10 protein-coding genes are annotated in these 13614 nt (G+C 46.1%); 7 read left to right on the forward strand and 3 right to left on the reverse strand.

All coding sequences use genetic code 11. The features are described 5' to 3' along the window. The first annotated feature begins 2 nt into the window (after window positions 1–2). The 5 genes from C0638_RS15200 (at window position 3) to C0638_RS15220 (ending at window position 6126) form a co-directional block, all read left to right on the forward strand. A complete protein-coding gene (locus tag C0638_RS15200; protein WP_058711616.1) occupies window positions 3–1346 on the forward strand; it encodes a TldD/PmbA family protein in 1344 nt (447 codons plus the stop codon). A gap of 213 nt (window positions 1347–1559) precedes the next feature. Next, window positions 1560–2951, forward strand: a complete 1392-nt coding sequence (gene thrC, locus C0638_RS15205) for a threonine synthase (RefSeq protein ID WP_058711615.1) — start codon at window positions 1560–1562, stop codon at window positions 2949–2951. A 419-nt stretch (window positions 2952–3370) separates the two neighbouring features. Next, a complete protein-coding gene (gene gdhA / locus C0638_RS15210) occupies window positions 3371–4747 on the forward strand; it encodes an NADP-specific glutamate dehydrogenase (protein WP_025679301.1) in 1377 nt (458 codons plus the stop codon). Window positions 4748–5029: 282 nt separating this feature from the next. Next, entirely contained in the window at window positions 5030–5422 is a 393-nt protein-coding gene (locus C0638_RS15215; RefSeq protein WP_058711620.1) for a MarR family winged helix-turn-helix transcriptional regulator, read from the forward strand. Between the two features lie 50 nt (window positions 5423–5472). Then, a complete protein-coding gene (locus C0638_RS15220) occupies window positions 5473–6126 on the forward strand; it encodes a nitroreductase family protein (RefSeq protein WP_058711614.1) in 654 nt (217 codons plus the stop codon). A gap of 143 nt (window positions 6127–6269) precedes the next feature. Here the strand turns inward: C0638_RS15220 and C0638_RS15225 are convergent, their stop codons facing one another. Continuing rightward, on the reverse strand, window positions 6270–7427 hold the full coding sequence (locus C0638_RS15225) for a VanZ family protein (RefSeq protein WP_102163584.1): 1158 nt from the start codon (window positions 7425–7427) through the stop codon (window positions 6270–6272). 7 nt (window positions 7428–7434) lie between these two features. Next, window positions 7435–8778, reverse strand: coding sequence for an amino acid permease (locus C0638_RS15230; RefSeq protein ID WP_013372423.1), 1344 nt, complete (start codon window positions 8776–8778; stop codon window positions 7435–7437). A 272-nt stretch (window positions 8779–9050) separates the two neighbouring features. Here C0638_RS15230 and C0638_RS15235 point away from each other — a divergent pair, with 272 nt between their 5' ends. Next, window positions 9051–11045 carry an AraC family transcriptional regulator gene (locus C0638_RS15235; RefSeq protein WP_082689657.1) on the forward strand — a complete coding sequence of 665 codons (1995 nt, stop codon included), beginning with the start codon at window positions 9051–9053 and terminating at the stop codon, window positions 11043–11045. A gap of 117 nt (window positions 11046–11162) precedes the next feature. Here C0638_RS15235 and C0638_RS15240 read toward each other — a convergent pair whose 3' ends face one another. Beyond that, window positions 11163–12215: a 2,3-butanediol dehydrogenase gene (locus C0638_RS15240; protein ID WP_058711612.1), complete on the reverse strand. Its 1053-nt coding sequence runs from the start codon at window positions 12213–12215 to the stop codon at window positions 11163–11165. Between the two features lie 341 nt (window positions 12216–12556). Between C0638_RS15240 and C0638_RS15245 the strand changes: the two genes are divergently transcribed. Beyond that, window positions 12557–13594, forward strand: coding sequence for a LacI family DNA-binding transcriptional regulator (locus C0638_RS15245; RefSeq protein ID WP_013372419.1), 1038 nt, complete (start codon window positions 12557–12559; stop codon window positions 13592–13594). Window positions 13595–13614 lie beyond the last annotated feature (20 nt).

Consider the following 13614-nt stretch of genomic DNA (forward strand, 5'->3'; position numbering starts at 1 on the left):
CGATGAATATTCAGCAATTTCAGGAAGCATTGTTCGCCAAAGGCCGGGAAATGGGCTATGCGGATATGGAAATCTATTATGTAAATGGACGTTCTACCTCGGTAAAGGTACTGAAGGGAGAAATTGACCAATATACCATCGTAGAGAATGGCGGACTTTCCTTCCGTGGTGTCATTAAAGGGAAAATGGGCTATGCCTCTACGGAAAAGCTGGAACCGGATGTGATCGACTTCTTATTGGAGGAAGCACGCAGCAACGCGGACATATTGGAGAGCGAGGAGCAGGATGAGCTGTTTGCAGGCTCTGAGAGCTATCCTGAGCAGCCTGCTTATGCCTCAACGCTTGCTGACACAGTTCCTGAGATTCTGATTGAAGCGGCGCTGGAAATGGAGCGTACAGCGCTTGCCGCAGACCCACGGATTGTGATGGCTCGGCATTGTTCGGTCAGCATTCGTGAAAATGAAGTCCTGATTGTGAATACCAAAGGACTGCACTGCCATCGTCGTAAAAGCCTAGCGACCGCTTATGTGTATGTGATTGCAGCAGACCATGGCGAGACCGTTACCGGGGGCTGGCATGATTATTCGCTGCGGAGCGTGGAGGAGATCGATATTGCGGATGTGGCGCATAAAGCCGTACAAGAGGCCGTTTCCAAGCTGAGGGCGTACACGATTCAATCGGATAACTATCCGGTCATTTTCCGTCATGATGCAGCCGCGCAATTGCTGGCTGCGTATACGTCGGTATTTTCTGCGGAGTCGGTGGATAAAGGCTTTTCACGCTTGGCTGGGAAACTGGGGGAAAAGGTGGCAAGCGAGCGTATTACGCTGATTGACGATCCGCTGATGGAGAACGTTCCGGCAGGCAGCACGTTTGATGCTGAAGGCAGTGCGACACGCCGCAACGAGATCATCAAGGATGGGGAACTACGGACGTATTTCCATAACCGCAAGACGGCTCGCAAGGCTGGGGTGCAGAGTACCTCTCATGCTTCCAAGGGCAGCTATAACAGTAAAATTGGGGTGTCGTATCATAATCTGTACGTAGCTCCAGGCACATCTACGTTGGAAGACATGATTCGCAAGACGGATCGCGGGTTGATGATCGTCGAGCTGCAAGGGCTGCATGCGGGTACGAATACGGCGTCTGGTAATTTTTCGCTGGCTTGTCTGGGCTATTGGATTGAGCAAGGGCAAGTGGTTAGAGCGGTTAATCAGATTACGGTATCAGGTAACTTCTTTGACGTACTACAGCAGGTAGAGGAAGTTGGCAACGATTTGCGTTTTACGGGAAGCTGCACATCTCCTTCGCTCAAGCTGGCTGCACTCTCGATTTCAGGCTCCTAGTGGCTGGAGCAGCCTTCCTTTTCACACTTACGGCCTGTTCCTGACGTTCTAATTGACTAGTGATGATAGATGCTTGATGCATCAGGGTATGGTAAAGTAGGAGAAAGTCTTTGAAATATGAAAAAAAGGCTTGGTTACAGCACCGCGACAGGGTATTATAGACAATAATATATTCGAAAAAGGTTCGAATTGAATTTTTATTGGGGGATGTATATGAGATATATAAGCACTAGAGGTCGAGTAGAAGCCAAGGGATTTATTGATACCGTGCTCATGGGGTTAGCTGACGATGGAGGTCTGATGGTACCGGAGCAGATTCCGACGGTGTCGGCAGGTACACTGGAGCAATGGGCGACATTGAGCTACAGAGAGCTGCTGCTGGAAGTTTTTGCGCTGTATATCAATGATGAGATTCCTCGTGAAGATTTGGAACAACTGGTGGAGCGCAGCTATGCGAGCTTCCGTCATCCGGAAGTTACGCCAGTGAAGAAGATCAACGATTCCCTCTCTATTTTGGAGTTGTTCCATGGACCTACGTTCGCGTTCAAGGATGTGGCGCTGCAATTTATGGGTGAGTTTTACTCCTACGTGTCCAAAAAGCAGAATGAAATCATTCACATTTTGGGTGCAACCTCAGGCGATACTGGGGCGGCAGCCATTCAAGGCGTACGAGGCAAGGAAGGCATCAAAATCTGTATTTTGCATCCGCATCAAAAAGTGAGTAAGGTACAAGAACTGCAAATGACGACGGTAGACGATGAGAACGTGCTGAATCTATCTGTAAAAGGAAACTTTGATGATTGTCAAAAAGTGATTAAGGACCTGTTTGCCGATTTGGACTTCAAAGCCAAACATCATCTGCGGGCGATTAATTCGATTAACTTTGTGCGTATTTTGGCGCAGACGGTATATTACTTCTATGCTTATTTCCGGGCGCAGGAGTCATCGGGTGCAAAGAAGATCAATGTCAGCGTGCCTTCCGGCAACTTTGGCAATATCTTTTCCGGCTTTCTCGCAAAGAAAATGGGTCTGCCAATCCATAAGCTGATCATTGCCACGAACGAAAATAATATTTTGGAGCGCTTCGTGAAGACAGGCGAATACAAGCCAGGCGACTTCAAAAGCACATACAGTCCTTCGATGGACATTCAAGTGGCGAGCAATTTCGAAAGATACCTGTACTACTTCCTCGGAGAGGATGCGGCCAAGGTATCTGAATACATGAATAACCTCAAAACCGAGGGACGGATTGTGATCGGGGCAGAGGATTTGAAACGGGTACAGCAGGATTTTGAAGCGCTTGGTGCTTCGAATGAGCAGTGTCTGGAGCTGATCAAAAAATACAAGGCTGAATACGATTATTTGCTCGATCCGCATACGGCTTGCGGTATTGCCGCGTATGAGGCGTATAATGGCGCGGACGAAGTCTGTGTGACCTTCGCGACAGCACATCCGGCCAAATTCGATGAGGCGATCCGTCTGGTGGATATTAAGCAGGAGTTCCCGGCGCAAATTGAACAATTGTTCTCCAAGCCGCAGCACCAGCAGGTGGTAGAGCATGACGAGGCGGAAATTGTGCGTCAGCTTGAAGCCTTTTATGTGTAACAGAATATTTCCGTAACGGTGAGTGGTTACATTCTTGCGGATGAGAAAAGAGGCTGCGCCCTGTGCGCTAGCCTCTTTTTTTATAATCCATATTTTCCAGATATGATGTATGTTTTAGTTTCAATTTGTTCACATTATAATGCCATATCGAGTAAGGTGTTAGACCTTGGAAAATCGTGAAAAAAGCCCGTAAATCAAGGGATTTGGCTTTAGGAATATAACAGGCAATGGTAGGTTCATAGAGTTATTTAATGAAGGATACAAAAATCTTTTATAAGCGAATTGGATGTATTTATATAAAAAATCATGTATAGTTAACTAAATTTTATGAATACATAAAGTTCCACTCTCAAGGGTGCAGAATAAAGTCATTCCGTCATTTAACAGAGGGGCTAATTATAAAAGGGGTGTATTAAATAATGACCATGATCCGTCCAGAGCAGAGTCAACAAGCAGCAGCCGAATATGTGCAGTCCGTTTTTGAGAAGGTTATCGCGCGCAATCCTCATGAGAATGAATTCCATCAGGCCGTCAAGGAAATTTTGGATTCGCTAATTCCGGTATTGGCTAAGCATCCTAAGTATATGCAGCAGGGGCTTTTGGAACGGTTGGTGGAGCCCGAACGTGTCATTACCTTCCGTGTACCTTGGGTAGACGATGCAGGCAATGTACAGGTCAACCGTGGCTTCCGCGTACAGTTTAACAGTGCGATTGGTCCTTATAAAGGTGGACTTCGCTTCCATCCATCTGTATATCTGGGTATCGTTAAATTTTTGGGTTTTGAACAAATTTTCAAAAATGCGTTGACGGGTCTTCCTATCGGTGGTGGTAAAGGCGGTTCGGATTTTGACCCCAAAGGTAAATCAGATAACGAAGTGATGCGTTTTACACAAAGCTTTATGACCGAGTTGTATAAATATATCGGCCCAGATGCCGACGTTCCCGCAGGGGATATTGGCGTAGGTGGCCGTGAGATCGGTTACATGTTCGGGCAGTACAAGCGGATTCGCGGAGGACATGAGGGCGGCGTCCTGACGGGTAAAGGGATTCATTACGGAGGTAGTCTCACACGTACGGAGGCAACTGGTTACGGTTGTGTGTATTTTGTCAACGAGATGCTGCAAGCTCAAGGTTTGTCCTTTGAAGGACAACGTGTCGTCGTGTCGGGCTCGGGCAACGTATCCATTTATGCGATTGAAAAAGCACAGCAGCTTGGTGCTACAGTCGTGGCATGTAGTGACTCGAACGGCTATGTCTATGATCCAGACGGTATTGATCTCAAGCTGGTGAAGCAGCTTAAAGAAGTGAATCGTCTGCGGATTAGCGAGTATACGAAAGAGCGTCCAGGCGCAATCTATACAGAAGGCTGCTCGGGAATCTGGTCAATCCCATGCGACATCGCATTGCCATGTGCGACACAGAATGAAATTGACGAGCATGCAGCGCAGTTGCTGGTCAGCAATGGCGTAAAGGCTATCGGCGAAGGTGCAAATATGCCGTCCTCACTATTGGCCATTGAAGTATTTTTGGAGAGCGGGGTTTTGTTCGGACCAGCCAAAGCTGCCAATGCAGGCGGAGTTGCGGTGTCGGCGCTCGAAATGTCGCAGAACAGCATGCGCCTGTCATGGACCTTTGACGAAGTGGATGCCAAGCTGCATGATATTATGAAAAATATTTATGCTAACAGCGTGAAGGCAGCTGAGGAATACGGCGTGCCAGGGAACCTGGTGGTTGGAGCGAACATCGCCGGATTTGTGCGTGTAGCTGATGCTATGCTGTCTCACGGGATTATTTAACTCAAGGCCACAATTCCTTTTCTCAACTGTACAATGATTAATAACCTAGCTAATAAAAGCAAACTTGAAGCTGAGCGGCTCCCTGCGAGTCGCTCAGCTTTTATTTGGAATGAGGCACTTTATTTTTCTCAGGGACTTGATTTATTGTTAAAGAGGCTGTATATTACTTGATAGATCAATAATTGATGGATCAAAGGTTGAATCACGAGACCCAGCGATATGCTAAAGGGAGGAGAGATTGATATCACCCAGACACCATCCGAGGCTGAGTATATTTTTGATATGCTGCTGCTGCTGAACAAGCAGATTAGCTCCAAGTTTGAGCGGTGTGCAGGGATCAGCGCATCCAGATTGCAGTTGTTATGCAAGTTGTATCAAGTGGAGGAGATTAGCCAAACGCTGCTGCAAAAAGAGATTGGCATCGACGGTGCGGCCGTAACGCGCCATTTGAAACAACTGGAGGCGACTGAAATGGTCACACGACGCACGAAGCCAGAGGACAACAGGGTTACTTTGGTAAGCCTGACCGATTATGGACGTGCGCGTATTGTCATCTTTAAGCAGGAGCGCTCGCAGTTTGTAGCTCAGCTGTTACAGAGCTTTGACGAGACGCAGCGGAATCAACTAGCCGATATGCTGCAAGTGATGAATAGTCATATATCCAGTATGGACTGACAACATTGTCATATTACGATTACCCACAGAGGAATAAAGGAGAGATTGGAATGAGTAATACGAATACATCTAATTTTATGAAAACAAATGATTTTAAAGAAATCGCATTGGGACGCCGTTCGGTAAAAGTATACGACCCGTCCGTGAAGATCAGCCGCGAGGAAATGACTGAGATTTTGACGGAAGCTACACGCGCTCCATCTTCCATTAACCTGCAACCTTGGCGTTTTCTCGTCATCGAAAGCCCTGAAGGTAAAGCAACACTGGCGCCATTGGCTCGTTTCAACCAACGTCAAGTAGAGACATCTTCGGCCGTGATCGCTGTGTTTGGAGATTTGAACAACTTTGATAATTTCGAACAAATCTTCGGAGAAGCTGTAGAACTGGGCTATATGCCAAAAGATATTAAAGAAATGCAACAGGAAAAAGTAACAGCCCATTTTGCTACCCTTGATCCAGTTGTGAATAGAGAAACGGTCCTGATCGACGGTGGATTGGTGTCTATGCAGCTTATGCTGGTGGCACGTGCTCATGGGTACGACACTAACGCTATCGGCGGTTATGAAAAGGATAAAATTGCTGAAGCCTTTGGTCTGGACAAAGATCGTTATGTCCCTGTTATGCTCATTTCGATGGGTAAAGGAATCAACGAGGGTCATCCGTCCACACGTCTACCAATTGATCAAATTGCACAGTGGAAATAAGTTGAGTTAACATCTATACGCAACATAAAATATAAGCAACATAAAAAAACAGGTGGAGCAAGGACATCCCTTTGCTCTCACCTGTTTTTTATTTGCCTGGATGCAGTGTAGATCCGGGGCTTGATGACGTGTCGATCCTCTGGTTATTTTTGTACTATATTCGCTCCCGACGTCTGTGTTGGGTCAGCGATGTCATTCTGAGTAGGATGGTAGCGCTTGGGCCATATAATCTGGTGCGAAGTATGGCTAAGCTCCTCATAAAATAACAGGCCTTTCTTGAATAGGCGTATGACTAGATGGAAAAAGAACCATCCGTTCATCACCAACAGCACAAGGCTGATCAGAACATTTATCCAAGGAGACAGATGAGATCCCAGTACAGATCCACCTAGTACGTAATTCAGTCCAAAATACAACCAATACAAGAGACTGTAGCGCTTCATGAGCTCCCACAGGGAAACTCTTTTTCCTCTCCCTGTCAGATGAATGCGTACCAGCCACTTCCCCGGAGTTCGTCCATTCGTTAGGTAAGGAACCACCATAAAGTAAATTCCACTGGAAACCCAGAAAGCAGCAGATACATGCATGGACTCCATAATGCTGAGCAACCCCGCCCAAAGGATAGAATCCACTAAATAGGCTACTCCTCTTCTCGTATAGGACACCCGTTTGGTCGTAATGTCCAAGTGCTTGTCCAGATGTTCCAAACGGGGAAGGAAGCGTGAAAACCATTCGCCGAGCAGAAAGCCCAGCATACCGCCCAATGTGTTAGCCATCAGATCATCCACGTCAAACACACGATACGCATGGTCAAAAAATCCATACAATCCTGTCAGCTGTGTCACCTCAAAGAAGAGGGACAAGGTGAAGGACAGAATGAGACACCATCTCCATCGTGCGCGGAAATAATAACGTAAGAACATACCGAAAGGCATGGTCATCATCACGTTAAAAACCACTTGCAGAAAAGCACGCTCCTTCAGCAAATGAACATAACTGGAGGGATGAGCAGGTGAAACGGATGTTTCTCTTATAATGTCTTGCACGAACTGCAAGGGCATCAATTGCAACGCTCCCCCGGCCAAGGCTGCATTATGACGCGATGCTGGAAGCGGTAGTATGACCAGAAAGAAGGCGTTCATCAAGTATAACAGCATCAAGTAAAGCAACCACGCTCTAGCCTTGTGAATATAGCCATGTCTGCGATATTGCACGATGAGAAATGGTAGTGTAAACAGTAACGCAGCAACAGGGAAGGCTAGAAAAGCATATGAAACTGGAAACAGATACGATTGAATCATGAGCTGTTTAAGCCTGCTTTCTCCGGAACTTCACCAAAGACCAGATGATTAAAAATGCCATGAACGCCACGCATACGCTGATACTGATCCGATTTTGCGGGTCAATCAAGAACAGGAAGGCAATGACCCATAGGCATCCCACTGTTACCGCCGTTATATAAGGGTATCCCCATATCTTGAAAGTAGGCTCTACTGGATAAGATTTGCGCAGTTTCAATTGGGACAGGCAGATACAGCTCCAGACAAGCAGCACGACAAAGCCAGGTACAGCCATCAAAATACGGAACAGCCCGTCCTGAGCGACGTATGCGACCATGGAGCCAACAATCAGGATGACTGCGCACAGTTTGAGACTGTTCACCGGAACTCCATTTGAAGACAGGCGAGCGAGTGACTTGGGACCTTCTCCATTAATCGCCAGCGAATGGAGCATGCGTGTAGCCCCGTAAATTCCCGAATTGGCGGCAGACAGTACAGCAGTGATCAGAATAAAGTTCATGACATGAGCTGAGCCTTGAAGCCCTACAGAAGACAATACCTGTACAAACGGGCTGGTACTTGCATCCAATTGGTTCCAGGGAATCAAGCCACAAATAATGAGAATTGGCAGCGTATAGAACAAAACAACGCGAAGAATAAAACTTTTAACCACTTTAGGCAGTACCTTTTCTGGATTTTCAGTCTCCGTCAACGTCAATCCGATCAGCTCAGACCCTCCGTAAGAAAAGGTAACGACCAGCAACGCCGAAAAGATAGCCAGCCAGCCATTGGGGAGAAACCCGCCGTGCTGCGCGTAGTTGCTCAGATAAGGTGGAGTTTCAGTGGGAATAATTCCGAATAGTATACAGCCACCCAAGGCGATAAAGATAATAATCATGGCGATCTTAATACCCGCCAACCAAAATTCCAGCTCCCCTAAACCGCCGACACTCAGCATGTTGACGACAATAATGAAAGCCGCACTTGCTAAGCTGAGGAGCCATAGAGGAACATCTGGCAACCAATATTGCAGAAAGCTTCCAGCAGCAATGACCTCAATGACACAGACGGCCAGCCACATGAAGCAATACAACCAGCCGATAATAAAAGAAAGTCGCTCTCCAAAAGCCTTGCGAATAAAATCCTTCATATTCATGTTGGGATAGACGGTAGCCATCTCGGCAATCGCGCCCATAACGACCAGGAGCAGGAGTCCTGCGAAGACATAGGACAAAATAACTCCAGGTCCTGCCAGGCTAATCGTCTCGGTACTTCCTTTAAAAATACCCGTCCCGATGACTCCACCCATAGCCATAAAGGTAATATGCCGTGGTCGAAGCTTTTTGTGTAAAGTTGCTTCATTTGATTTCAATATGAAATCCTCCTTCATCATAGTGTATAGCTTCAGCATAGCCCAAGCAGGGTTACTTCAATTAGACTTATACTACATGAAAATATCCAATTAGGAAATGAAAGAAATAGGATCTGGTAGGAAGAATGACATAGATAGGGGACAAACTGGTGAACAGAGGCAGAATGATATCGTTGACGATTGTTGTATTATGATATCATTCTGTCTTTATGATATATAATGAGGTTGGTTTGAAAAAAAGTATGATATTTAAGAAGCGGAGGCTTGGATACGTGAAGCAGGATCGGCAAAAGCAGACAGGTTCCCATTCCGGGATGAGTAAGGGACATGAAGCTGATGAGCTGAACAAGCTGCTGTCCGTATGGCTTCATTCGTCGATCCGTGTCATGGATGTCCGGCACATTCGACTGGAAGCGGAAGAGCTGGCTCAACCCTATCGTCTCCCAGCGCATGCTTTTGTGTTTATGCTACAGGGTAGCGTACGCTTGGCTGGTGATTGGAAGGATGCACCCCATTCAGGTTATGTACTGCATGGCAGCAAAGGCTTTGAACTGAATATAAAGCCCTCGCCATGCGGAATCGAATATATTCTTGTACTATATAAAGCGGCTTCTCTATCGGGACACACAGTTTATCATCATCCTTCGATATCTTATGGTTTCAGACCGTCCTATCCGGTTATACTTTATCAAAAGCTGCAACTACTGGCAGACGCCTGGCAGGATCAAGAGGCGTTATCGAAGATTCAGGCTCAGGGTCGGTTCTATGATTTTGCATATGAATGTATGCGTCAATTGCAGGAACCACAGGCTCGGACTTCCACGCGGGATGTCGTGGCACAGGCAATTCGATTTATGCAGGCTCATTATGCGGAGTCCATCACGCTGGAACGTCTGGCCGGATTATTGGAATGCAGTCCGCGACACCTGACCCGATTATTTAAAAAACAAACAGACTGTAGCCCGATTATGTATCTGATTCAACTACGGATGGACAAGGCGAAGGAGCTTTTGCGGAAGACGGATGCCACTTTACAGGATATTGCTGTGAGTGTGGGGTATTCGGACGTCTATTTCTTTAGCCGGGCTTTCAAAAAACATACTGGCGTATCCCCGGTTCATTATCGGGACAGCTTATATTCATCTGCTTTTGTTAGTGATATGCGTCTGGATAATCCATCAAGCATGTCTGAATGTTCCATTGATTCGATAGGTGGGGCCCTGCATACTGTTATTGAGGATAATAATCATTATCAAAATCATGATGAAGGGATTTTACGAATGAATAGAAACGCAAAGCATTCCATGGCATTTATTTTATTGCTTAGTTTTACCTTGCTTCTGAGCGCGTGCTCAGGCTCATCCACTCCTGCGACAACCGATGGCGCGTCGCAAGGGAACAATAATACATCAGCGGAACCAACATCACAGGAAAGGGTGCTGAAGGATGCACTTGGGCATGAGGTGAAGGTTCCGGCTCAGCCTCAGCGTGTGCTCGCTTCTTATCTGGAGGATCATCTGGTGGCGTTGGGTGTTAAACCGGTAGCCCAATGGTCGGTAGGTAAAAATTCAGTTCAAGCTTACCTACAAAAAGAATTGAAGGATGTTCCTGCCATCGCTTCAGATCTTCCGTTCGAGGCGGTTCTGAACTTCAAACCTGATCTGATCATTATGGACAGTGCGAGTATGGTCGAAGGTGATAAATATGATCAATACTCCAAAATTGCTCCGACCTATGTTGTAGGCAGTAATATGAATAATGATTGGCGCCAAGAGCTGCTGACCGTGGGTGAGGTGCTGAATAAGAGCAGTGAAGCGAAGCAGGCATTGAGCGAGTACGACAAAAAAGCAGCAGAAGCGAAAGCCAAGCTAAGTCAGACGGTAGGACAAAAAACCGCTGCGGCATTGTGGGTAACGGATAAAAACGTATATGTGGTGAACCAGAATCTATCCAGCGGTGATGTATTGTACAAGGATTTAGGATTTAAGATTCCACAGGTCGTACAGGAGATTTCCAAAACAGCCAAGGCGAACTGGAGCAACTTATCCCTGGAAAAACTGGCTGAGCTGGACGCTGATTATATCTTTATCGTGAACAGCAAAAAAGTGAGCAAGGATGAGATTATTAAAGATCCAGTCTGGGCAGGAATACCGGCAGTTAAAGAAGGGCACGTATACGATTTTGGTAAGGATTCCAGCTGGTTGTATACAGGTACAATCGCAAACAGTCAAATGATTGACGATGTTCTGAAAAATGTAATGAAGTAAGCAAAACGGTAATCAAAAAACGCTGCTCATCTTGACGACAGTATGTCGCAGGAAGGAGAGCGTTTTTTTATATAAAAAGATGCCTGCAAAGGGCAGACATCTGATTTATATTCGATATTAGGATTGCGGAGATACCAGGATTTTAACCTGATTTTTCTCTTTCAGGAGACCTTCAAAACCTTGCTCGATCACTTCTTCGAGCTTAATACGTTTGGTCACAAGTTTGTCAGCAGGGAAATATCCTTTTTCCATCAAGCTGATGACAGCCGGGAATACATCGCGGTAGCCGATAATACCAGTCAGATTGCGTTCCTTCATAACGATATTGTTCGGTTTGATTGGAGCTTCTTTTTCAAAAATGCTGACGATCATGATTTGTCCGCTGATTTTAGTGGATTCAATCGCTTGAGTCAGCACAGGAGGTACTCCAGTGACTTCATAGGCTACATCTACGCCACCGTTGGTGCGTTTGTGCAGCTCTTCCACAACATCATAAGTTTTAGGATCAAGCACAATAGCACCCAGCTCTGCAGCTTTAGCTTTACGCTCTTCGGAAAGCTCTACTGCATAAATCTCAGATGCGCCCGAAGCTTTCAACGCTTCAATCACGAGCAAGCCGATAGGACCAGCGCCAAATACGACAGCTTTATCGCCGACTTTCAATTGGCTTTGACGTACAGCATACAAAGCAACAGCCGAAGGCTCTACCAAAGCGCCTTGCTCGAAAGATACGCTTTCTGGAATTTTGTGAACCATGTGCTCGTCAGCAGCCACATATTCAGAAAATCCACCGCCGCCGCCTGCCAAACCGAGGAAGCCCATTTTATCGCAAAGGTTATATTTGCCTTGTTTACATGCATCACATTCTCCACATGCAAAAACGGGTTCAACGACTACACGGTCGCCAACCTGAATTTTGGTTACGCCTTCACCGATTTCAACGACTTGTCCAGAAAATTCATGTCCCATCACGACCGGAGCCTTTTCACCAGTCAATGGATGCTGAGCATTTTCAGGAATGAAGATCGGTCCTGCTACATATTCGTGAAGATCACTTCCGCAAATGCCACACCATTCGACTTTGATTTTTACTTTTCCGGGAAGAGCAGCGGGCTGCTCAATGTTTTCCAAACGTAAATCTTTTACTCCATGCCATCTCAATGCTTGCATGTTTTGTCATCTCCTTGATGATTATATGATCATTGCCGCTATAAAAGTGAATGAATTAGGAAACGTTTCCGAAAAATAATATGTCACAATTTTTACACATTGTCAAACCAAATTAATGCAAAAAGCACTTGATTTTTTTGTGAATATAATCACTTGTGACTATGGCGCTATATTTGACTCATTGCTTAATACAAAAGAATTTTTGCGAATTTTGCAAGTGAAGCAGAGGCTAGAAGAAAACGAATTCAATTTTTAGAGAACTATTCTGTGGTATAATATCTATATTAGAGAGTTTATGTGCATAGATAGAAAACGATTCCGAGCGTGAAAGGATTTTGGGTGTGTCAGAGCAAAAGAAAGTAACCATAGAAGATGTAGCTAAGCGGGCAGGGGTCGGTATTGCGACTGTCTCTAGGGCTATTAATGATAGTGAGGGCATCAGCCCCAAGACGAAGGCATTTATTTTGCAAGTGATTGAAGAAATGGGCTTTACGCCCAATACCTCAGCTCAAAGTCTAAAGGTACGGCAGACACGTCAAATTGCGTTGGCTGTACCGGATATTCGGAACGCGATCATTCCAGAGATTGCTTGGTCCGTAGAACAGGCCGCCAAGCAGCACGGTTATCGTGTTGTGCAGATCAATACGGCCGGGAATGCCAGAATGGAGCTTGAAACAGTGCGTGAGGTTAAGAAGCTGCATGTAGACGGGCTCATCATTATGCCGCTGGCATATCCTAAAATGCTGGTAGACCTGATTAATAAAGCCAGCGTTCCGGTGTCGATTATTAACTATGGTAAGAAGCTGGGTGAAGACGTTAAGGCGGATATCGTCAGTCTGGCCCGGCAAGAGGGAAGACTTGTGATGGAGCATTTGCTTAAAATCGGGAGAACGAGAATTGCTTATGCAGGTGCGGCGAAGGACAAAATCGAAGAGAGATACTTTGCTTACGAGCAGTCTCTCCAGCATGTGGACCCTTCACTGGTGTATTTTGGCGATGACTTTTCCTTCGAGACTGGGCTACGGGCAGCCGATTATTTTTACAGCTTGAAAAATATGCCGGATGCCATTTATGCAGTTAATGATATGGTGGCCATAGGAATCGTAAACCGCTTTAAGGATTTGGGTGTAAAAGTACCGCAAGAGGTTGCAGTGGTTGGTATTGACAACAATTTGTGGGCGACCGTAACGACCCCACAGATCAGCTCAGTTTCTATTATGGGGGAAGAGGTGGCACGCCTGGCTGCGGAACTGCTGCTTAAGCGAATTCAGGACCAGACCGTGGGAGATTATGAGCGTGTACAGTTCGAGCCTCGTTTGATCGTCAGGGAATCCAGCGTCTCTGTGATCCGTAAGCCTACGGTTGGGCGTGACGAGTAGAAGATAAGTCTAGATCTGAA

The sequence above is a fragment of the Paenibacillus sp. lzh-N1 genome (genome assembly GCF_002872435.1).
GTDB lineage: Bacteria > Bacillota > Bacilli > Paenibacillales > Paenibacillaceae > Paenibacillus > Paenibacillus polymyxa_C.

Bases quoted from the DNA above. Each gene is read 5' to 3' on its own strand.
- C0638_RS15200 (WP_058711616.1), top strand. From the start codon at position 3: ATGAATATTCAGCAATTTCAGGAAGCATTGTTCGCCAAAGGCCGGGAA.
- thrC (WP_058711615.1), top strand. From the start codon at position 1,560: ATGAGATATATAAGCACTAGAGGTCGAGTAGAAGCCAAGGGATTTATT.
- gdhA (WP_025679301.1), top strand. From the start codon at position 3,371: ATGACCATGATCCGTCCAGAGCAGAGTCAACAAGCAGCAGCCGAATAT.
- C0638_RS15215 (WP_058711620.1), top strand. From the start codon at position 5,030: ATGCTGCTGCTGCTGAACAAGCAGATTAGCTCCAAGTTTGAGCGGTGT.
- C0638_RS15220 (WP_058711614.1), top strand. From the start codon at position 5,473: ATGAGTAATACGAATACATCTAATTTTATGAAAACAAATGATTTTAAA.
- C0638_RS15225 (WP_102163584.1), bottom strand. From the start codon at position 7,427: ATGATTCAATCGTATCTGTTTCCAGTTTCATATGCTTTTCTAGCCTTC.
- C0638_RS15240 (WP_058711612.1), bottom strand. From the start codon at position 12,215: ATGCAAGCATTGAGATGGCATGGAGTAAAAGATTTACGTTTGGAAAAC.